At 48.0% G+C, this 21,430-nt stretch carries 14 protein-coding genes; 12 read left to right on the top strand and 2 right to left on the bottom strand.

What is annotated here, in order from left to right; all coding sequences use genetic code 11:
• Positions 1-127: 127 nt before the first annotated feature.
• Positions 128-517, bottom strand: coding sequence for a VOC family protein (locus F3I09_RS14210; protein WP_149695685.1), 390 nt, complete (start codon positions 515-517; stop codon positions 128-130).
• Positions 518-653: 136 nt separating this feature from the next.
• On the opposite strand from F3I09_RS14210, the gene F3I09_RS14205 reads away from it, so the two are divergent.
• The 8 genes from F3I09_RS14205 (at position 654) to F3I09_RS14170 (ending at position 12,013) form a co-directional block, all read left to right on the top strand.
• Positions 654-1,658: a GlxA family transcriptional regulator gene (locus F3I09_RS14205; protein ID WP_149695684.1), complete on the top strand. Its 1,005-nt coding sequence runs from the start codon at positions 654-656 to the stop codon at positions 1,656-1,658.
• Between the two features lie 102 nt (positions 1,659-1,760).
• The gene (gene eat / locus F3I09_RS14200; RefSeq protein ID WP_149695683.1) at positions 1,761-3,089 is read left to right on the top strand and encodes an ethanolamine permease; all 1,329 of its coding nucleotides are present in this window, start codon (positions 1,761-1,763) and stop codon (positions 3,087-3,089) included.
• 73 nt (positions 3,090-3,162) lie between these two features.
• Positions 3,163-4,539 carry an ethanolamine ammonia-lyase subunit EutB gene (locus tag F3I09_RS14195; protein ID WP_149695682.1) on the top strand — a complete coding sequence of 459 codons (1,377 nt, stop codon included), beginning with the start codon at positions 3,163-3,165 and terminating at the stop codon, positions 4,537-4,539.
• Positions 4,540-4,825: 286 nt separating this feature from the next.
• On the top strand, positions 4,826-5,611 hold the full coding sequence (gene eutC / locus F3I09_RS14190; RefSeq protein ID WP_149695681.1) for an ethanolamine ammonia-lyase subunit EutC: 786 nt from the start codon (positions 4,826-4,828) through the stop codon (positions 5,609-5,611).
• Between the two features lie 126 nt (positions 5,612-5,737).
• Positions 5,738-6,298: an RNA polymerase sigma-70 factor gene (locus F3I09_RS14185; RefSeq protein WP_149695680.1), complete on the top strand. Its 561-nt coding sequence runs from the start codon at positions 5,738-5,740 to the stop codon at positions 6,296-6,298.
• A 44-nt stretch (positions 6,299-6,342) separates the two neighbouring features.
• Positions 6,343-7,257 carry a FecR domain-containing protein gene (locus tag F3I09_RS14180; protein WP_149695679.1) on the top strand — a complete coding sequence of 305 codons (915 nt, stop codon included), beginning with the start codon at positions 6,343-6,345 and terminating at the stop codon, positions 7,255-7,257.
• Positions 7,258-7,312: 55 nt separating this feature from the next.
• On the top strand, positions 7,313-10,477 hold the full coding sequence (locus tag F3I09_RS14175; RefSeq protein WP_188133806.1) for a SusC/RagA family TonB-linked outer membrane protein: 3,165 nt from the start codon (positions 7,313-7,315) through the stop codon (positions 10,475-10,477).
• A gap of 9 nt (positions 10,478-10,486) precedes the next feature.
• Positions 10,487-12,013, top strand: coding sequence for a SusD/RagB family nutrient-binding outer membrane lipoprotein (locus F3I09_RS14170; RefSeq protein ID WP_188133805.1), 1,527 nt, complete (start codon positions 10,487-10,489; stop codon positions 12,011-12,013).
• A gap of 5 nt (positions 12,014-12,018) precedes the next feature.
• Here F3I09_RS14170 and F3I09_RS14165 read toward each other — a convergent pair whose 3' ends face one another.
• Entirely contained in the window at positions 12,019-12,420 is a 402-nt protein-coding gene (locus tag F3I09_RS14165; protein WP_223233239.1) for a hypothetical protein, read from the bottom strand.
• A 92-nt stretch (positions 12,421-12,512) separates the two neighbouring features.
• Between F3I09_RS14165 and F3I09_RS14160 the strand changes: the two genes are divergently transcribed.
• From F3I09_RS14160 to F3I09_RS14145, 4 genes are all read left to right on the top strand, one after another.
• Complete coding sequence (locus F3I09_RS14160; RefSeq protein WP_149695676.1) at positions 12,513-12,716, top strand: hypothetical protein; 204 nt, start codon at positions 12,513-12,515, stop codon at positions 12,714-12,716.
• A 394-nt stretch (positions 12,717-13,110) separates the two neighbouring features.
• The gene (locus tag F3I09_RS14155) at positions 13,111-17,523 is read left to right on the top strand and encodes a hypothetical protein (RefSeq protein WP_149695675.1); all 4,413 of its coding nucleotides are present in this window, start codon (positions 13,111-13,113) and stop codon (positions 17,521-17,523) included.
• A 5-nt stretch (positions 17,524-17,528) separates the two neighbouring features.
• Positions 17,529-19,601 (top strand): fibronectin type III domain-containing protein, encoded by a 2,073-nt coding sequence (locus F3I09_RS14150; protein WP_149695674.1) that lies wholly within the window; start codon positions 17,529-17,531, stop codon positions 19,599-19,601.
• Positions 19,602-19,629: 28 nt separating this feature from the next.
• Positions 19,630-21,420 carry a hypothetical protein gene (locus F3I09_RS14145; RefSeq protein ID WP_149695673.1) on the top strand — a complete coding sequence of 597 codons (1,791 nt, stop codon included), beginning with the start codon at positions 19,630-19,632 and terminating at the stop codon, positions 21,418-21,420.
• The last annotated feature ends 10 nt before the right edge of the window (positions 21,421-21,430 follow it).

The following is a 21,430-nucleotide window of genomic DNA, read 5'->3' as shown; positions in this document are numbered from 1 at the left end:
ACTATTATTTCACTAAAAGTACGATTACTTGTAATATTTAAAATCTTTTTTATTGGTGTTATAACAGACATAAACATCCCTTCCCGCAACTAACTGCAGGTCTGACTAAATAATAAAAAAGAATGATCTATGCCTGTTCCCACAACATTAGGTAAGCCCCTGCCGGGTCCTGTATCAGGCAATACCAGCCGTGGTTTTCCATTTGGCGTTTATCGCCGATGACCTTTCCGCCCAATGCCTGTGTACGCTCCAGGCTTTTGTCCAGGTTGTCTACAGCTACATGGGCCAGCCAGTGGGGAGGGATATAGGCATTCGGGCCTTTCGCATGACAGATGCCTACCGTTTCAGGTGCATCAGGATTGGCGTCTTTGGCCTGCATAACATAATCCTCATAATCCCCCATACTGAGCCCGGACTTTTCCCATCCAACTACCTGCTGATAAAAATCGCTTACGGTATTTGCATCAGATACGGTGAGATCGTGCCAGAGGACGGTGCCTGCTTTCTTTTTTTCCATAAATGCGGTTTAATGGTGACTGGCCCCGAAGATACATACTTGTAATCTTTTCTTGAATAACTGATAAAGAAGCTGATAGGGCGCATTTGGGCCAAATGTCGTAACTTGACCGGCACTTTGTTTAAAACCTGAAATCATGATGAACCTGGCACTGTTGCTCACCTACAACCATCGGCTTATAAGCACGGCCGCCATTCTGGATGTATTCGAATCGGTAAACAATATGTATACTACCAACCAGCAGGCCCCAATTTTCAATATACAGCTGGTGCTGGCCGATCAGAAGGAAGTGGACATGTTACCTCATTACGGCCGTTATACCACGGTAGCGCTAAAGGAAGCTGCGAAACCGGATCTGGTGCTGATCCCAGCTTTTATTGCAGGAGATGTGGATATCGCTATTGCCGCCAACAGCACCTTTATTCCCTGGCTACGGCAACAACATCACGCAGGAACGGAAATAGCCAGTTTCTGCACCGGCGCTTTTCTGCTGGCAGCTACAGGATTGCTGGATGGTAAGCCTGCTACCACGCATATGAACGCCTGCCGCGCTTTTGCAGGTCATTTCCCCGATGTATTGCTGCTACCCGACAGAGTGCTGACTTCCGCATCAGGTATCTATACCAGTGGAGGCGCTACCAGCACCTTCCACCTGCTATTGCACCTGGTAGAGAAATACTGCGGACAGGATATGTCTGTAAAGGCCGCGAAACTATTTGCTATCGATATGGACCGTGAAACACAATCCTACTTCGGTATGTTCCTGCCGGAAAAGAAACATGCAGACCCGCTGATCTCTGAAGTACAGCAACGCATGGAATCCTGTTTCCAGGAAGCGCGCAATGTGGAATCGTTCATGGAGAATATTCCAGCCAGTCGCCGCAACTTCGTACGCCGTTTCAAACAGGCCACGGGTATCACACCCATAGAATACCTGCAGAAGACCCGTATCGAGGCAGCCAAAAAGATGCTGGAACAGACCGGCAACAGCATCCTCACGGTAATGCTCGACTGTGGTTACAACGACATCAAGGCCTTCCGCAAAGTATTCAGAAAGGAAGTAGGTCTGACTCCAACAGAATACAGGCTGAAATTTGCGGGCAGCCGTAATGCTAATACCTCACTGGCGCTTGAGATGTGATCTTTTTGTGTATCTTGACAACATTTCGCGGAGGGAAACGGGAATATACTTTATCAACCAATGGTAGTGATTCAGGCATTACCAGCAATCCCGTATATATTTATGTCTGCTCAGGAAACAGTTTTAAAAAAAGTGATCAGGCCCATACATCTCTGGGCCATTGGCGTCGGATTAGTCATCTCCGGTGAATATTTCGGCTGGAATTACGGTTGGGGGGTAGCTGGTACCATCGGCTTCCTTGCGGCCACGCTCATTATCACCTTGTTGTACATTACGTTCATCTTCAGTTTTACGGAGCTGACCACCTCCATTCCACAGGCGGGCGGTCCCTTTACTTATACGCACCGGGCAATGGGTCCTATCGGCGGACTAATTGCAGGGTATGCCACCGCTGTGGAATTCCTGCTGGCTACTCCCGCCATTGCTTTCGCCCTGGGCAACTACCTGCATTTCCTGCACCCCTCGCTCCCCGTACTGGGAAGCGGTATTGCTTTTTATGTGTTGCTCACTGGCATCAATCTGCTGGGCATTAAAGAGTCAGCACTTTTCTCGCTTATCATCACCTTACTGGCAGTAGTTGAACTGCTGATATATATGGGTATTGTAGGGCCTTCTTTCAAAACGGCCAATTTCATGCACAATGCCATGCCTGCGGGTTGGCTCGGGGTATTTGCCGCCCTGCCTTTTGCTATCTGGCTGTATGTCTGTATTGAGGGGATTGCTATGGTAGCGGAGGAAGTGAAAGATCCTTCCCGGAATATTCCCAAAGGATATATCTCTGCCATGCTCACGTTGACATTACTGGCAATAGGCGTGATGGTGTTAACAGGAGGTGTCACCGACTGGAAAGCATTATCCAACATTGACTATCCCTTGCCGGAAGCTATAGGTGTTGTATTGGGTAAACAGAGTGGTATCACGAAGATCTTCGCGGGAATTGGTCTCTTCGGATTGATCGCTTCCTTCAATGGTATCATTATCAGCTATTCCCGCCAGCTATTCGCATTGGCCCGTAGTGGTTATCTGCCCGGCGGGCTGGCGCTGCTCAGTCCTAAAAGGCAGGTGCCTTACGTAGCACTAATCGCCGGCGGACTGCTCGGAGTGATTGCTCTATACCTCGGTAAAACAGATCAGTTGGTGATCTTATCTGTAATGGGCGCTGTAGTGATGTATATCTTCAGCATGATCAGCCTGTTCATACTCAGAAAAAAAGAACCCGGATTAGAACGTCCTTTTAAAGCTCCGTTTTATCCCTGGTTCCCTGGTATTGCATTGGTGTTATCTATCGTATCATTAATAGCGATTGTCTACTACAATCAACTACTGGCGCTCTTGTTCTTTTCAGGATTGGCCATCGCACTGGTTATTTTCGTAGCGATGGGAAAACACCGGGAACCGGCTCCCATCGCCCAACAAAAAATGGTCCTCTAACCAAAAACAATAGGACTTCGCCAGGAATTCCGTAAACAACGAGGAGCACGATATAAACAATTCATAACAATTCATGGCATACCAGCACACCATACAACACAAAACATACACCTTCGCCGACCTCCGCACTTTACTGGCGAAGGCCACGCCCTTCCGCTCAGGGGATGCCTTGTCCGGACTGGCTGCCGATAGCTATGAAGAACGTGTTGCTGCGCAGATGACCCTGGCAGATGTGCCTTTAAAAACATTCCTGCAGGAAGCTATCATCCCTTACGAAAAAGATGAGATCACCCGCCTGATCATCGACACTCATAATCAAACTGCTTTCGCGCCTATCAGTCATTTCACGGTGGGAGAGCTGCGGGACTGGCTGCTGAGCGATGAAGCAGATACCCTGACCCTGCAAGGCTTATCTCCCGGTCTTACGCCCGAGATGGTGGCAGCGGTCTCAAAATTGATGCGCAACCAGGACCTCATCAGTGTGGCGCAGAAATGTGAAGTTGTCACCCGCTTCCGCAATACGATAGGTCTGAAAGGTCACTTATCCGTACGCCTGCAACCCAATCATAACACAGACGATCCGAAAGGTATTGCTGCCAGTATCATAGATGGTTTGCTATATGGCAGCGGAGATGCCGTGATCGGCATCAATCCTGCTACAGATAGTCCGCAGGCAGTTGTGCAATTATTGCACATGTTGGATCAGTTACGTACACAGTTTGATATTCCTACCCAGTCCTGCATTCTATGTCATGTCACTACTGCGATGGAGATCATTCAACGCGCGCCTGTCGATCTGGTATTCCAGTCTATTGGTGGTACAGAGAAGACCAACAGCAGTTTTGGTATTCACCTGGCCTTACTGGAAGAAGCCCATGAAGCAGCGCTGTCATTGAAGAGAGGAACTATTGGCAACAACGTGATGTATTTCGAGACAGGGCAGGGGAGTGCTTTGTCTGCCAACGCGCACGAAGGAGTAGATCAACAGACCTGCGAGGTCCGGTCTTATGCGGTGGCCCGGCAATTCTCTCCTTTATTGGTGAACACTGTTGTTGGATTCATCGGGCCTGAATACCTCTTTGACGGTAAACAGATCATCCGTGCAGCACTGGAAGATCACTGTTGTGGCAAACTGCTGGGGCTACCAATGGGTGTGGACATCTGTTATACAAATCATGCAGAGGCCGACCAGGACGATATGGACAACCTGCTTACGCTATTAGGTGTAGCCGGATGTAATTTCATTATGGGAGTACCGGGCGCAGACGATATCATGCTGAATTATCAATCCACTTCCTTTCACGACGCGTTGTATGCCCGTAAGGTACTGGGACTGAAGGCCGCGCCTGAATTTGAAGCCTGGCTGCAACGCCAGGGTATCATGAACAACAAAGGCCAGTTGCAGCAGGTAGGAAAAGCGCATCAACTGTTAGGTTATAGTGCAGGATGAAATGCTGTCACGCAGCAGGTATGAAAGGCGCATCAGCTGCGTAGGTTATAACGCAGAATGAAATGCTGTCACGCAGCAGGTATGAAAGATGCATCAGCTGCGTAGGTTATAACGCAGGATGAAATGCTGTCACGTAGCAGGTATGAAAGATACATCAGCTGCGTAGGTTATAACGCAGGATGAAATGCTATCACATGAAAAAGATGCATCAGCAGCTAAGCTATAATGAAGCATAGAATACCAGCCAGTTTATCTTTAATAACACAGATTGAATTTGTCACACAGGATGAATAAGGAATTACCGCACAGGAACCCGATACAGGAAGACCCCTGGTCTTCGTTAAAGGCTTTTACTACAGCGCGTATCGCACTGGGGAGAACAGGCACTGCCATTCCTTTGAGGGAAGTGTTGTCTTTTAAGCTGGCGCATGCACATGCACGGGATGCTGTTTATTCAAAGCTGGACATAACGTTGTTAATGGAACAGCTGCAACCTTTTCATACCGGCACATTGTTGCTGCATAGCAGTGCGGCAGACAGGCAGGAATACCTGCAACGTCCCGATAAAGGCAGGAGACTGGACGCAGAGAGCATTAAAACCCTGCGTACATTACCAGCTGCATTACTGCAGAAAGACGTAGCAATTATTATCGCAGATGGGCTCTCTGCAACAGCGATGAATATACATACCTTACCGTTATTGACGCAGTTATTGCCCATGTTGAAAACAGCAGGTATATCAGCGGGTCCCATCTGCCTGGCAGAGCAGGGCAGGGTTGCTATCGGCGATGAGATAGGTGAGCTGTTAAAGACAAAAATGACCATAGTGCTGATAGGCGAACGTCCCGGGCTCAGTGCGGCAGATAGTATGGGGGCTTATCTCACTTTTAATCCCCGCATAGGAAATACGGATGAATCGAGAAACTGCATCTCCAACATCCGCCGGGAAGGACTGCAATATGCGCCTGCCGCAGGGAAGATCTGTTATCTTCTGCAGGAGGCCATCAAACTACAGTTGTCTGGTGTAGGATTAAAAGACAATTATGAAGAAACCCGGCAACTGAAAAGTTAGCAGGACTTATCATTATACTATTTCAGCGTTGCACCATCTTTTTTAGTCAGTGTATTTTTAACGGTTATCTCCGAAATTTCCCTTGATTATTTAAAAAAAATAATACTTTGTGCGGCATTCAAATTGATGATGACGCAAGACGGATACCATATCTCTGCTGAAGAAGCTACTGAGGCCCTCCGTAGTCGTAATGCCGGTGTCTTCCAGAAAATTTACACAGCATACAGTGAGGAATTGTTCCTGTTAGCTTATCGCTGGGTCAAAGATAATGACCTGGCCAAAGAGGTCGTGCAAAGCCTGTTCGCACACTTATGGGAAAAAGGACAACAGATTGAGATTACCGGGAATGTACGCCACTACCTATATCGTTCTGTGACAAACAGAAGTATCAATGAGTTAAAACGGCAATCGAGGAATGTAAGTGAAGAGGTGCTGCAATGGCGGGCAGACGATGCTTCATTGCATGAGATCACAGATCATCTGCTGTTGCAGAGGGAGATCGTGCGCCTGACACAGGGGCTGGCCCCACGCTGCCGGGAAATCTTCCTGCTCAGCCGTTTTGAAGGACAGGAACCGGCTGAGATAGCGGAACGGTTGGGTATCACTGTCAACACGGTGTATTTCCAGCTGGCGGTAGCCCTGAAATATCTACGCACTCACTTATTGGACGGAAAAAAATTGCAGTAGCATCAAAGTATCGGGGTGCTGAATTGTCGTAATACTATAAAGCAATGAACAACAACGACATAACCGGGTTCATCATAGATTGTCTAACAGACCCCGGTAACAGGGACAAACAGGCTGCATTAAACAAGTGGTTAGAGGAATCAGAAGAGAACCGCCAACTGTATGCAGAACTGAAGCAGCTTTGGGAAGCCGCCGCAGATGTTCCTCCTATGCCCTTTAATGTACAGGAAGGGTGGCAGGAACTGTCTCAGCAGATGGCGCCGGCCGCCAGGGTAAGGCGTATGTTCCCCTGGAAGCCCGTTGCTGCAGCTGTGATCCTGTTGTTGTTGGTCGCAGGCGGCTGGTGGTGGCAAACCTCCCGCAATGCCTGGATAACTTATGCAACTCCGACTTCCGATATAGACAGTCTCACTCTCCCCGATGGCTCTACGATACATATGAAGGCCGGTACATCACTGTCTTACAGGAAGTTATTTAAAGAGCGTGAAGTAAGGTTGCTGCAGGGGGAAGCCTATTTTGATGTGGTGAAAGATCCACAACGGCAGTTCCTCGTCGTGGCAGATAAATCTACCGTAAAAGTACTTGGAACGGCATTCAACGTGCGCATAGAAAGTACCTTCACAGAAGTGATTGTCTTTGAAGGCAGCATAAGCCTGCACAGCGGAGGAAAGAAGCTGGTTCTGAGCAGTGGAAGCGGCAACCTGGCAACTGTCAGCCGGAATGATGATGAGATAAGACATCCCATAGGTAACTATAGTAATCAATGCGCCTGGGCCACGAAAGAGCTGGTATTCGAGAATGAAGAAGCAGAAAATGTGGCGAGAGTATTAGCAGCTCACTACCATATATCAGAAATAAAAGTTGTTGAGAATTTGCGGCATAAACGAATTACCTTGCGCCTGCATAATACACCCCAGGACGAAGCCATGGCAATATTTGGCGCTGTCCTGGATCAATAACTGCTCCATTACCCTTATGAAGGTCCTGGCCACTTTAGGTACTCTAACCCTCTTAATGTGTGCAGTCCTGACCGGTACCGCACAACAGTCTCCACTACTGCAGCAGCATCTGGATATCCGGGTGAAGAAGATGCCTGTTTCCGTTTTCCTGAAATGGATAGGCGAACAGACCGGTGTTTCCTTTGCTTATCCCAACGAAATCATCAACGGACGTGCACCCGTTACCATGAATGAAACGCAGATCTCCATACAGGCCGCATTGGAGAGTGTTTTTCCTCCTGCTCGGTATGAGATCCGGACTATCGGCCATCAGATCATTATCCGGTTTCAGAAAATAGTTGCTCCCGCCCTGGATACACTCCCGGCCACCCGTATCATGCAGATGAACACTGTTGTGGTGACAGCTCTCGGCATCAATAGGGAACAATACTCACTGGGATATGCACACGCAGAAATAAAAGGGAAAGACCTGACCAGCGTTAGGGACGTACATCCCATGAATATACTCAGCGGAAAGATCGCCGGACTGGATGTAAGCCCGGTGAACAGCGGAGCGGCAGGGTCTACAAAACTGACTCTCCGGGGAATGCGCCTGCTGGGAGGAAACAATCAGCCGCTGCTCGTCATAGACGGTATCCCGGTGAATAATACTTCCCCCGGTCAGGCAGAAAAATATGGCGGTTATGACCTGGGAGATGGTACCGTGATCATTAACCCGGATGATGTGGAGACGCTTTCAGTGCTCAAAGGAGGGGCTTCCGCAGCCTTATACGGCAGCCGGGCAACAAACGGAGTTATATTGATCACAACGAAGAAAGGTGTCCGTAAAGGGCTGGAAATAGAGTTTATGTCGAATGCTGTGCTGGAAAAATTCAACAGTCAATATGATTTCCAGGATACCTACGGCAGTGGTCGTGAGGGGCTGTTGCCCGGGAATGCAGCCGAAGCCCGCTGGGATGCACAATACAGTTGGGGGCCAAAAATGAACGCCGACAGCATGGTATGGCTCTGGAATGGAATGAAGGTGCCTTATGTGAAAGCCCGTAATCCCGTTACGAAGTTCTTCCGGCAGGGATTTACCCTGATCAATACACTGGCCGTATCCACAGGGAATGAAAGAACACAGCTGCGGGCGTCTTATACCAATACACGCAACAACGATATAGTGCCCACCAGCGGATTACAAAGACATCACTTCTCTGCCAGGATCACAACCCGGCTTACAAAGCATCTGGAACTGGATACCCGTTTGGCCTGGCTGGATGAGGAAGTGCTGAACCGGCCTGCATTGTCCGACAATCCTAATAATGTAGGCTATGTGCTGAGCGGCATTGCGCCAAATATTGACCTCAACTGGCTGAAGAATTACAAGGACCCTGTAACGGGTAATTATATCAACTGGAATAACAACACTTACCAGGTCAATCCTTACTGGGCAATCTATGAGCAACCTAACAATAGTGACCAGGATCGTTTCAATGGCTTTATCCGCCTGAAATATAAACTCTGTCCTGGCTTCTCTATGCATATACGTTCGGGGGCAGACTACTCGGCATTTTTCTTTAATGAGCTGATGAACTATTCCACGCCTGTGAATCCCCTGGGGGCCATGTTCCTCAAAGACAGAAGATTATGGGAAATAAACAGCGATCTGCTGCTCACCTATACCCGCCAGCTGAACAGGTTCCGGTTCACAATGAATGTAGGAACCACCCGTATGGACTACAAAGAAACGATCCGCAATACTACCGGCCGTGAAATGAATATCCGCGGAGATAGGGGCATCGATAATTTTGGGACACGTATGCGGCATGAAATGATCCTCCGGAAGAGGATCAACGCGGTGTACGCCTCACTGGATATTGATTACAGGCGGCTGTTCTTCTTTTCGCTGACGGGGCGTAAAGACTGGTCATCTACTTTGCCGCGCGATCACAATGCTTATTTCTATCCCTCCGCATCAGCCGCGTTCCAGTTTACAGAGCTGATCAGAAATAAACAGGTCCTGACTTCCGGTAAGTTCCGTTTATCCGTGGCGCAAACAGGTACCGATGCTGTACAGCCTTACCTCTTGCGGCTCACCTACGGCTACAATCCTGATATTCCTGTCATAAAAGGATATTCCATTGGTGGTGTAGCGGTGGATAATGTACCTTTCGCCGATCTGCGCCCGGGAGTTAACTATGCTTATGAAGCAGGGGTAGACCTGACTTTCTTCGATAACCGTTTACACCTGGATGCTACCTGGTATCATTCCAGAACGAAAGACCAGGTGCTGAATGCCCCCGTTTCTACTACCAGCGGATACACCAGTGCCGTGATCAATTCCGGCAATATCCGTAATGAAGGCGTGGAAATAGCCCTGGGAGGAATGCCGGTGGTACATAAAAATTTCAGCTGGGAGGCCGGTTTGATCTTTTCCCGTAACATGAACAGGATACAGTCGCTCAACTCGCTGATGTCTCCCTATTATCCGGTAGCAGTGGCGCGTTGGGGAAGTGTTTCTGTTGTAGCGAAGAAAGATGCGGAGTATGGTATGCTGACCGGCAGGCATTTCCTGCGCGATTACAAAGGACGTTTGGTACTGGATGGGAATAATCTGCCGAAATCTACAACGACCGACAGTCGCCTGGGCAGTAATCAATATGCATGGACAGGTAGCATTACCAACCGTTTCTCTTATAAGCGCCTGTCGCTGACAGTGCTCGTGGATATAAAATACGGCGGCAATATCTTCTCCATGACCAACCTGCTGGCATATACAAACGGCAATCAGAAAGGCACGCTGGAAGGACGGGAAGGATGGGCGCGTTCCGAACAGGAAAGAGTTAGTGCAGGAAAGACGCCGGAGGAATGGGCACCTACAGGCGGACTGCCCATCAGGGGCATACAGGCCGCCACTGACAATGAAGTAACGGCGTATGTGAATCCGCAGTCCTACTGGAAAAGGTTAGGAGAGAGTATTCCCGAGGCATTCGTATACGATGCTACTTTTGTAAAGCTCAGGGAGCTGCATCTTGATTATGATTTGCCCTTATTCAACAAGGTATTCCGTGAGGCCACTGTTTCCCTGGTCACGCGTAATCCGTTCACCCTTTACAAAGCTGTACCGAATATAGATCCTGAATCAAGTTACAACAACACGACCGCGCAGGGGCTGGAATATGGCTCTCTGCCAACGCGGAAGTCCTATGGTGTTAAACTCTTCGTCAAGTTTTAAGTGATGCCAATGAAAAGACATAGATGGAACATGCTGATGATTTTATTCCTGTCTTCCTGCACTGCCGGTTTTGACGAGATCAATACAGATCCGAAGACGAAAGACGGTATTCCTCCCGGAGAGCAGCTGACAGCTGCCGCTTATTTCATGGACGGCGGCCGTGAGATGGGATATCCCAATCTTTACCTCTTTCAGCCCATGGTGCAGTACCTTACGGGAGCGGAAGACATGAGCAGGGGAGGAAAGTATATCCGTGATGAATTCTATAACAACTGCATGTGGGAAAATCTGTATGGAAAGAGCTTAAAGCAACTGGTGGACCTGCTGGAAAATCATAAGAACGATACAGCCCTTGTCAATTACCTGGCAGCTGCCCGTATATTGCGGGTGTACGTATTTTCCCTGCTGACAGATACCTATGGCGATGTTCCTTATTCACAGGCGGGTCTGGCTTATTACAATAAAGTCTACACCCCTCAGTACGATAAACAGTCTGACATCTATGCCGACTTTTTCAAGGAACTGGCAGAAGCTACCGCACAGTTCAATCCCAGCAAAGAGGGCATCTCAAATGATATTGTTTACAATGGCGACCTCGGAAAATGGAAACGGCTGGCAGGCTCTCTGAGACTGCGGTTGGCCATGCGGCTAACAAAAGTGAACGCCATTACTGCAAGGCAACAGGTAACAGCTGCATTAGCTGCGGGCGTGATGCAAAGCCCGGAAGACAATTTCCGTATGCTGCATGATGACTATGCCTATCCCGACCTGCGGGGTAACGGTTATGCACAGGCCCTGCTGGAAGATAATGTACGTCAGTGGGTGAGGGGATGCCGCACATTTGTAGCGTTTCTGAAGGCCGAAAAGGATCCCCGTTTGCCTACCTTTTTTACCAATAAAGACGCCAATGGAAATGATATTACTGCTATTACGAACTACCTGTCTATGGCGCCGGGATTGTACTATTGGGATGACCAGGAAGATTATGTCAGCCCGGAAGGCGTGGTAGTAGCTGCTGCGGATAAGTACTGCGTGCTAAACCAACCTTTTTATAAGCCGGAAGCCCCTTTCCTGCATATGGGATACGCGGAAGTGGCCTTCCTGCAGGCCGAAGCAGCAGCCAGGGGATGGATTCCCGATGATGCCAATACCTGGTATCAGACCGGGATCCGCGCGGCTATGGAACAGTTGAAATTATACCCGGAAATAGGTTATATCTCTGAAGATACAGCGACGGCATTTGTTCGTGCGCACAAGCTGACACCCGGAAAGGAGATTGAACAGATCAATATGCAGAAATGGGTAGCGCTCTTCCCCAATGGGTTTGAAGCATATGCCAACCAGCGCCGCAGTGGCTTTCCTGTACTGGCGCCCATTGTCGATATGGGCAATGAAACCCAGACAGACGGCATTCCACCCAGGCGCTTATTCTATCCCGCTACCGAAGCATTCAGCAACACCCTCCACTACCAGGAAGCGCTGGACAGAATGGGCGGAACAGACGACTGGTTACAGCATGTATGGTGGGACTATTGATATGACTACATGGTCTCTTCTTCTTCCGGATGTTTTGGTTTATAACAGACATAATAATATCCCAGTATGAATACCCCCGTTAAGAATGGTATCAATGCCAGGTGCTTATAAGTGATCCATCCGGTAATGACTTCCGCATCAAAATGCAGGAACTCGCTGATCATCCAGTAAGAGTTAGCCGTGATCCAAACGGCGATGGCCAGGTTGTGGCATAACTCAGACATGAATTGCCGTGTACGGTAAGCAATAACAATAGCGACTATCAGCGTAGGGAAAATCATCGCAATGCCCAGCGGCTTCCAGATCAGGCACCAGCCGATATCTTTCAGCAGCCAGAAAACGATATGCAGATTTTCCATTTTCCGGTATTTCAACGGGATACTGTAAACAGGTGTGGTTTCGGGCATGTTTGGTCTTAATTGTGCCGGCAAAAATATAAAATCTGTCATCAATTGGTATAACTCTTGTATTAACCTATACATACCAAAATGAACAAGTTATGAAAAAAGCAATGATAGCCGCTTCAATTGTCGGCGCGGCAGCAGCTGGAATGATCATATATCTGAGCCGGAAAAATGGAGGTATGAAAGGCCTTCTGCAAAAGGCAGAATCCGCCGCAAATAATGCCCGCGAGATGGCTAACCGTCATTTGCGTAAATCCCAACAGAAAGTTAATACCATGGTCAATGAGACTATGGCGTAATGAATGCAGGCATTTTACCGGGGTGGCAAGCATTGTTCCCATATATGCCCCGGTAGGATGACTGCTGATCGGTCCAACTTAAGTCCACCCCAAAGGCATGCATAAGGCATGTATAAGGCATGTATAAAGCGTACTTGATGCCTCACTCCAGGGGGCATATCTACCCATATTAGCAATATTACCTCATAATGGAATCATTTGCTGCAATCAGCCCGCCTATGGCGGGCTGCGTGTTTGTAGCGCGGGGTGTAGTCCTGATATGGGGTGAAAACCAATCTATTGCAATGAATATCATATTGAATTAAGTTGATACTGAATAAAAAATTGTAATATGGACAATAAATATTTACATTTGTTTTATTGTTAATATTAAGGGACTCCCACCCGTTGACCGATGAAGCACCACCCTGTACCCGTCCTACGACTGGCAGTATTTTCACTGTTAATGTTCTTGCTGTGGCCTGTTTACGCAAACGCCACAAATTCCACAGCCGCTCTTCCACAAGACACGGCCAAAGAAAGCCTTGTAGATCATGCAATTAGTGTGTTCAACAAAATCAAGGAAAAGAACAAGTTTATCAATTTCCTGACCGACGAATCACTGGGCACACTGCCCGTAGGGCTTGTCCGTGAAATAAACGGTAAGGTCTACGTCATAGCCATAGACAGTATTCGCATGACGCCTCAGGGAGCCTACCTGAGCGCCTATTTCCGGTTTACTTTCCCCGGTACCAGCCGCGAGCTGATATTTGGCGGAAAGGACATCACCTTTACACCGGGAGGTATAGGAGTAGGCAACTCTACCAAGCTGATGTTGCTGAACGAACAGCATATCAACTTTAATGAGCACGTAGAGGTCAAATTCCCCGGTGATGGTACCAATTACGTGGAATGGGACTGTAACGGCTTCAAATCGGCCAATCTGAGTGGCGTGTTTGAGTTTGATAAAGGATGGATCGAACCGGATGATCCGGGTAAGGAGACCGTACAGGCATCCCTGGCTATAAATGCAGCGAAAGATCTCAGCAACATCATGGCTGATATCAATATTCCTCCCTTCCGTATCAAAGGCCTGAAGGACTTTAACTTTAAAGTAAAGCACGCTGTCATAGATATGAGTGACCTGGCCAATCCATCCGGATTGAACGTTACTGCAGATATGCTGGAAGATCCTTCCAGTCCGCTGTTGTGGCGTGGCTTCTACCTCCAGGAATTGGAAGTAGGATTGCCGGAGCAGGTGGCTTCAGGAAAAGGACGGCCTAAAGTGACCGTGTCCAATTTCATCATCGACGATCAGGGGGTGAGCGGTAGCGTTGAGGCAGAGAACATCGTAAAACTGGGTGATGCCAGTGCTGGCGGCTGGCCACTGTCCATCGACAAAGTAGGACTGAGCTTCAGCAAGAATAAATTGAACGGCGGCTCCCTGGGTGGAGAGATGAGAATAGGTTTCCTGGGCGATGATCCGCTGGCTTACGACGCCTCCGTGAGTATGCGCGGCAACGATACGTACTATTCGTTCGCACTCGCCACCACCAAGGATAAAACTTACTCCTTCTTTGCAGGTAAAATTACCCTGAACAAGGATTGCCGTATAGAAGTAACCAAAACACCTAAGGACTTCATTCCGAAAGCAACACTGACCGGTAAGGTAGAGCTTAATAAGAGTGTACTGAATATTAAAGACATCTCTTTCGAAGACCTGACCCTTTCCACACAGAAACCTTATGTACATAGTGGTACATTCGAAATAGCAACAGCAGGTGATGCGAAAATGAGTGGTTTCCCTATCGCTTTCGACGAGCTGAGTTTAGGTATTTCCGAAGGAAAAGTAGCTGTAGGTGCTACCGTGATGCTGAACTTTATGGGCTCCGGCGATAAAGGTTTCAGTGGCAGCACTTCATTTACCATTACAGCAGCACAGGAAGAGATCAAAGAAACCGTGATGGTGGACAACCAGCCTGTTGAGAAGGTGGATACACGTTGGAAGCTGGATAAAGTAACGATCAGTGATATCGATCTGAACGTGAAGGTGATGGCTTTCCAGATGCATGGTATCATCACGCTGTTTGATAACCATCCTGTATACGGGAACGGCTTCAGAGGAAAACTTGACTTCGCCCTGCCGGGACCTATTCCTAAAGCCTCTGCAACTGCTTATTTCGGCTCCAAGGATGACTTCCGTTACTGGCATGTGGATGCATATATAGGCGTCAGGGTGCCGATACCACCGATGTTACAGATCACTGGTATGATGGGTGGTATGTCTTATCATATGGAACGCCCTTCAGATTTTGATCCTTACGATTCGAGGAACGCTATAGATGAAAAAGGGGGCTTGAAAGACGTCAACGAAATCTTCCAATATGTACCATCAAAAGATGCCGGCCTTGGTTTCATGGGCGGTGTGACAATGGCACTTTCCACAGATGTGGTGATCAATGCCAACGTAGCGCTGGAAGTACAGTTTGGCACAAACGGTGGTTTCCGTTATGCACAGTTTGATGGCGCCGGATATGTCATGCACCAGGTGGTGAAAGCCAAAAGCAAAAATGACGCGAAGGAAGATGAATCTGCCCCGGTGTGGGTACAGTTTAAGATGCGATACGACAACGTCAATAGTTCGTTTGATGCCAGCATAAAGACATATGTCAACATCGCCGGAGTAGTAAAAGGTCTCCATGATCGTGGATTGGTGGGCGAATCAGTATTGCACGTGGGTAAGGATGACTGGTACCTCTATATAGGCCGTCCTTCGCAGATGAATGCACTCTCCATTGTGGGAATAGCGGAGGTGAGCAGCTACTTCATGATGGGTTCAAAAGTGGAAGATATGCCACCGGTGCCTGCAGAAGTAAGTGAAGTGTTTGATGATGTCAATACCAATTTCATGGCCATGGAAAATACCATGAGCACAGGTAAAGGGTTTGGTTTTGGCGCACACTTCAAAGCGGGTTTCTCATTTGACTATGGCATATATGGTGAATTTGCAATAGGCGCAGGCGCTGACATCCTGTTGCGTAACTACGGAGAGGCAAGATGTAAGGGCAGCAACAGCATCATCGGTTTCAACGGATGGTATGCATCCGGACAGGCATACGCTTATCTCAAAGGGAATGTCGGTATCCGTGTAAAAGTACTGGGAAAGAAGAGGTCATTTGATATCGCCAAATTATCCGCAGCCATACTGGTACAGGCGAAATTGCCTAATCCATCCTGGTTCAGAGGTATGGCTGGTGTGAAATATTCCGTGCTGGGTGGTTTGGTGAAAGGATCTGCTAATATTAAAGTAGAACTGGGCTCTCAGTGTGAAATAGTAGGTGCGAAGGAAATAAATGTAGAAGTGATCAGCGACATTAAACCTGATGATCAGGGTAATGATGTCAGTGTGTTCTCTTCTCCGCAGGTGGCCTTCAACCTGGCGATAGAGAAGCCTTTCTCTATGATGAACGAATTAGACCAGGTGGCTACTTACCGTGTGAAACTGGATGAAGTAACACTGATGAACAATAAGACGCCTATCACAGGTGCTATTGTTGTAAACCCTGATGGCATGTCGGCTACCCTCAATCAGCGCGATATCCTGCCGGGATTAACTAAGCTGACAGCTGGTGCCAAAGTCCATTTTGAGAAACAGAATGGAGCCAGCTGGGATGCACTGAAGAGCGATGGCAGGAACATCGACTCTGAAACAAAATCCAGCACATTCACTACTGGTGAAGAACCTAAGACCATCAGCTGGGAAAACGTAGTGTATGCTTATCCTGTAAGGAACCAGTACAACTTCTTCCCGGGTGAATACAATAAAGGATATCTCAAATTGAAATATGGTCAGCCTAAGCTGTTCCAGAAAACAGATGACAAGGGTGAAAGCTACAGCATAACAGCGGCCTTCACTTCAGCACAGAAACAGGTAGCCGCCACGAATGTATCTTATGATGAAGCTGCCGCACAGGTTAACTTTGATATCCCTGCAGATCTGTCAAAGGAAATGATCTATACCTATAATATTGTCCGTTCTTCACTGTCCTTAGAAAATGCGGCTAACAACGTAACGAAGAACGCCAAGACTACTGTAGGAGAGGATGGCGATAGCACCACTGTTACACAAACCGCCCTGAAAGGCAACGCTAACTCTGATGCAGATAAAGAGGTCATCTCATACAATTTCCGCACCAGCAAGTACGGCACATTTGCTGAGAAGATGAATAACGTCACCGGTTCTCAGGATCTCTTTGATATCGCAATCGGCTATGTAACTGTGATCGGTACCAGCTTCAATACTGCAGAAACATTTGACAGGTTTGATGTAAGTGGCGATGCCACCTTCTCCACCAAACCGCTCATACTGCTGAAAGCCGGCACCAACAATGAATGGCTGCAGAACAAAATAATGCCATTGCTCTATAATGGCTATCCGTTTGCACCATCCATGACCCTCGCCCGCGATGCAGCGACTACCGGAGGATTGCCACCATTGGAAGCCGTACGCCTGTACAACAACGATAATAACTATTACCAGCTGGAAAGCAATAACGTAAGCGATGGAGTAGCGCCGGTTAGACCTGGAGTATGCCGTTTCATGTACTACGTGCCTTACGTAGCGCATGAGGATTATATGGACCTGAGCGCGAAAGCGGGCAGACTGTACACCAACGGTACTACCTCTACACCGGCAGGTAACCTGTTGCTGCATACCTTCCCGGATCTGCAGGGTAATATTTATTATCCCGTAGAACTGCAGTATCGTTTACCAGGTACGAACCAGATCACATCAACAGTTACAAAGAGTATCTACTATAAATTATAAGCTACATGCGTCGTATCCTCTTGACCCTTTTGACTTCAGTGACGTTGTTATGTTGCGGCACAGGTATTTCCTACGGACAGGATAATGAACATAAAATAGTGGGCGTGGCCGATCCTAAGAACGGGAAGGTACGCCTGCGCTGGTCGCCCGCCAGCTATATAGCCTGGGAGATTGGTAACAAATATGGTTATACGGTTGAACGTTTCACTGTTTCTGCAAATGGTGTACTGATCAATCAGCCTAAACCGGTCATGCTGACTCCCCAGCCATTAAAGCCATATACCCTGCAGCGTATGGAAGCCCTTGCAGAAAAGGACGACCGTATCGCCATGATCGCGGAGCTGATCTATGGAGAAGGTGCTAAAAAAGTAACGCCTGAACAGGGTATCGGTGCTTACATGGAAAGCCAGAACACCAATAACTGGCGGATGGGCATGGCTTTACTGAACTGCGACCTCTCAATCGCCGCGGCACAGAGCGCGGGCCTGTATATGGAAGACGGAGATGTAAAGAAAGGAGAACGTTATGTATACCGCATTGCACCGGCACAGCAACCACAGAACCTGGTAATAGATACCGCATATGTAGTAGCTTCCCTGGACGAACCTGTTGTGCTGGCAAAACCGCTTGAAATGGCTATTGTCTGCGCTGACAGTACCGCTACCTTAGGTTGGCTCGCCAAATTTAACCGCAGTATGTACAGTGCTTATATGGTGGAACGCGCTGCAGATGGTAAAAACTTTAAACCCGTATCAGAACTGCCTATCCTGCCTACTTCGCCGGATAAGAATGGGTTCTCTTACTACCAGGACTCCCTGCCTGATAACGATAACAAATATACCTACCGCGTGCGCGGTATTACTCCCTTTGGAGAATATGGACCTTATTCAACGACGGTAGAAGGTATCGGTGTACCATCAGTATCAGACAGACCCATTATGGATACCATGATTGTAGTGGACAACAAAAAGGTCACACTGCAATGGTCGCTGCCAGGCAAGTTATCCCGTCAGCTGGATAAACTGATCATCACCCGTGCAGAAAACAGCAAGGGACCATTCCTGCCTTTGGCAACATTAAAGGCATCTGCCGCTACATTCACAGACGAAAAGCCCTTGGTCTCCAATTACTATCGTATTAAAGGGATCACGAAGAGTGGTAAGGCCATCTATTCATTTCCATACTTAGCACTGCTCATAGACAGTATGCCGCCTGCTGTTCCGGTAGGACTGGCTGGTAAGGTAGATTCTCTTGGTATTGTCACCTTAACATGGACAAACAATACCGAGAAGGATCTCCAGGGGTACAGGGTATTCAGAGCCAACAGTACGAAAGAGGAATTTGTTGAGGTAACCCGTGAGATACTGAAACGTCCGGGTTTCACTGATACCATCACCCTGCACACACTTACGTCGCATGTATTTTATAAAGTGATTGCAGTAGACAAGAACTTCAATCCTTCAGAATATTCACCCTACGTGATGTTGAGAAGACCAGATACAATAGCGCCTTCCCGTCCGCTCATCACAAAAGCTTACAGGTCTGACAGTCTGCGTGCGATTGTGCTGGAATGGGTCAACAGCTCCAGCCATGACGTAGTGAAGTATGCCCTTTACGGCATCAATACCAAAGACAGCAGCCGCCGGCAGGTAGCGGCATGGGATACCACTTCCAGACGTGAAAGCTATACCGATACCGCATTGGTAATGGGGAACACTTATTACTACGAGCTGGTGGTATATGACGATGCCGGTAACCATGCAAAAGAAATAAGCGGCGATATCTGGTTTGAAACAGGTAAACGTCCTGCAGTGAAAGGCCTCAAAGGATTGGTAAATACGGAAAAGAAACAGATAGAGCTAAGCTGGCAATATAATCAGCCGGAAGTAAAACAGTTCCGGATCTACCGCGCAAAGAACGATAATCCTTTTATTCTGTACAGTACTGTCGATGGTGGTAAACCGCAATGGGTAGATAACGAGGTCTTCCTCGGAAATATCTATAAGTATAAAATTACCGCAGTGATGAAGGGAGATGTGAAAGCAGAAATGAGCAAGGTAGTGGAAGTTAAATTTTAATCCGGTTCTCCGATAAAAGCATTGCGTTATGAAGTACCGCCAAATATTTTTTATTACAACGATCGGTGTGTTACTGACCGGCGCCGGCGCTGTAAAGGGCCAGGCGCTTGATCAGTTTGGAGTGAAGAAAGGTGTGACCATGAATGGGTCTGTAAATGCCAGCACAACTGCTTATACAGCCAGTGGCATCGCGAGCAGGAGAGATCCCTTTGCGTGGTATCTCAACGGTAATATCAATATCAATATGTTCGGCTATGATATGCCGTTCTCTTTTAGTTATAGCAACCAGGGAAAGAACTATTCCCAACCCTTTAACCAGTTTCGTTTCGCCCCAAGTTATAAGTGGGCGAGGTTATACGTGGGTAGTACCAGTATGAACTTCAGTAACTATACCCTGGCAGGGCATATGTTCAACGGAGTAGGAGTAGAGCTGACGCCTTCGAAATGGCATATCTCGGCCATGTATGGTACACTGCTGAAGGCCGTTCCTTTTGATGTGCTGGCGCCGGAAAGTTATAGCAGGGCCTCTTTTGAACGTAAGGGCGCTGGTCTGAAAGTGGCGTACGAAAATGCAGGTAATGCCTATGGCATATCGCTGTTCCGCGCTAAAGACGATCCTGCCTCTCTGCCTTTCATCCCCGATGATGCCACCATCACACCGAGAGAAAACGTAGCGGTGGCTTTCAACGTGCGGCAGAGCATCATGCAACACATCTTCGTAGATATGGAGTATTCAGTGTCTGCCATCAACCGTGATGTGCGCGGCGAGAAGAATGCATTTGACAGCAGCAGGGGTACTTCTAACCTGTTAAAGCACTTTCTGTCACCTACCAACAATACCCGCTACTTTGATGCTATACAGGCAGGGCTCGGATACAATGGTTCATTCTACACTGTACAGCTGCGCTATGAAAGAGTAGCGCCTGACTATGTAACCCTGGGCGCCTATAATGTGGTGAACGATATGCGTAACATCACGGTAGCGCCTTCATTCAAACTGTTCAACGGCAGGGTGAACCTCTCTGCCAACGCAGGTATGCAGGTGAACAATCTCGACAAGAGCAAGAGCAGCGACGCCAAACGCTGGGTGGTGAACGGGAATGCCAGCGTTACTGCGGGCGAACACTGGGTGCTGAACGGAGGATATTCCAACTTCAGTAACTATACCCGCGTAAGGCCACAGATAGATCCTTATTTTAACAATCCGATGGATACCCTGGATTTCTACCAGGTGAACAATACCTACAATGCGATGGTGATGTATCATACCGGTGATAAGGACAGACAGCAGGCTATTACGCTTAATTCTTCCTACCAGTATGCGAGCGACAGGACCAGCACAGACACAACCGCACCGGTATTGAGCAAATTCTTTACTTCTAATGTCAGTTATTCCTATAGCCTGCCACCGAAAGATCTGACCATGAGCGCTTCGGTGAACTATTACAAGAACTCAGCAGCCGGATTAAGCACCACTTTCATGGGGCCTGGTGTAAATGTGAATAAGCAATTCCTGGAGAAAACATTGCGTACAGGCCTTTCTGCTGTATACAATGTGACCTCTGCTAAAAACACAACAGGAGAGGGGCTGACCACCACTACCAATAGTACCCTGTTCAACACGGGACTGAACGTCAATTACAGTCCTAAGGGCAAACAATCCGAAGCAGCTGCAGATGGTGAGGGTAAGAGGAAGTTCTTCAGCAAACAAACACATACCATAGGCGCTACCGTTTCGTGGGTATTGCGTGGCGCCACCACTAACCAGCCGGGTTACAACGAACTGACAAGTACGATCAACTATACCTATTCATTTTGACAACGATGTT

The sequence above is a fragment of the Chitinophaga sp. CF418 genome (genome assembly GCF_900142925.1).
In the GTDB taxonomy this organism is placed as follows: Bacteria; Bacteroidota; Bacteroidia; order Chitinophagales; family Chitinophagaceae; genus Chitinophaga.
Note: the sequence above shows the minus strand (reverse complement) of the source record. Positions and strands in the feature narration are given on the sequence as shown.

Bases quoted from the DNA above. Each gene is read 5' to 3' on its own strand.
- F3I09_RS14175 (WP_188133806.1), top strand. From the start codon at position 7,313: ATGTGTGCAGTCCTGACCGGTACCGCACAACAGTCTCCACTACTGCAG.
- F3I09_RS14160 (WP_149695676.1), top strand. From the start codon at position 12,513: ATGAAAAAAGCAATGATAGCCGCTTCAATTGTCGGCGCGGCAGCAGCT.
- F3I09_RS14195 (WP_149695682.1), top strand. From the start codon at position 3,163: ATGGCATACCAGCACACCATACAACACAAAACATACACCTTCGCCGAC.
- eat (WP_149695683.1), top strand. From the start codon at position 1,761: ATGTCTGCTCAGGAAACAGTTTTAAAAAAAGTGATCAGGCCCATACAT.
- F3I09_RS14180 (WP_149695679.1), top strand. From the start codon at position 6,343: ATGAACAACAACGACATAACCGGGTTCATCATAGATTGTCTAACAGAC.
- F3I09_RS14205 (WP_149695684.1), top strand. From the start codon at position 654: ATGATGAACCTGGCACTGTTGCTCACCTACAACCATCGGCTTATAAGC.
- F3I09_RS14185 (WP_149695680.1), top strand. From the start codon at position 5,738: ATGATGACGCAAGACGGATACCATATCTCTGCTGAAGAAGCTACTGAG.
- F3I09_RS14150 (WP_149695674.1), top strand. From the start codon at position 17,529: ATGCGTCGTATCCTCTTGACCCTTTTGACTTCAGTGACGTTGTTATGT.
- F3I09_RS14210 (WP_149695685.1), bottom strand. From the start codon at position 517: ATGGAAAAAAAGAAAGCAGGCACCGTCCTCTGGCACGATCTCACCGTA.
- F3I09_RS14165 (WP_223233239.1), bottom strand. From the start codon at position 12,420: ATGCCCGAAACCACACCTGTTTACAGTATCCCGTTGAAATACCGGAAA.
- F3I09_RS14145 (WP_149695673.1), top strand. From the start codon at position 19,630: ATGAAGTACCGCCAAATATTTTTTATTACAACGATCGGTGTGTTACTG.
- F3I09_RS14155 (WP_149695675.1), top strand. From the start codon at position 13,111: ATGAAGCACCACCCTGTACCCGTCCTACGACTGGCAGTATTTTCACTG.
- eutC (WP_149695681.1), top strand. From the start codon at position 4,826: ATGAATAAGGAATTACCGCACAGGAACCCGATACAGGAAGACCCCTGG.
- F3I09_RS14170 (WP_188133805.1), top strand. From the start codon at position 10,487: ATGAAAAGACATAGATGGAACATGCTGATGATTTTATTCCTGTCTTCC.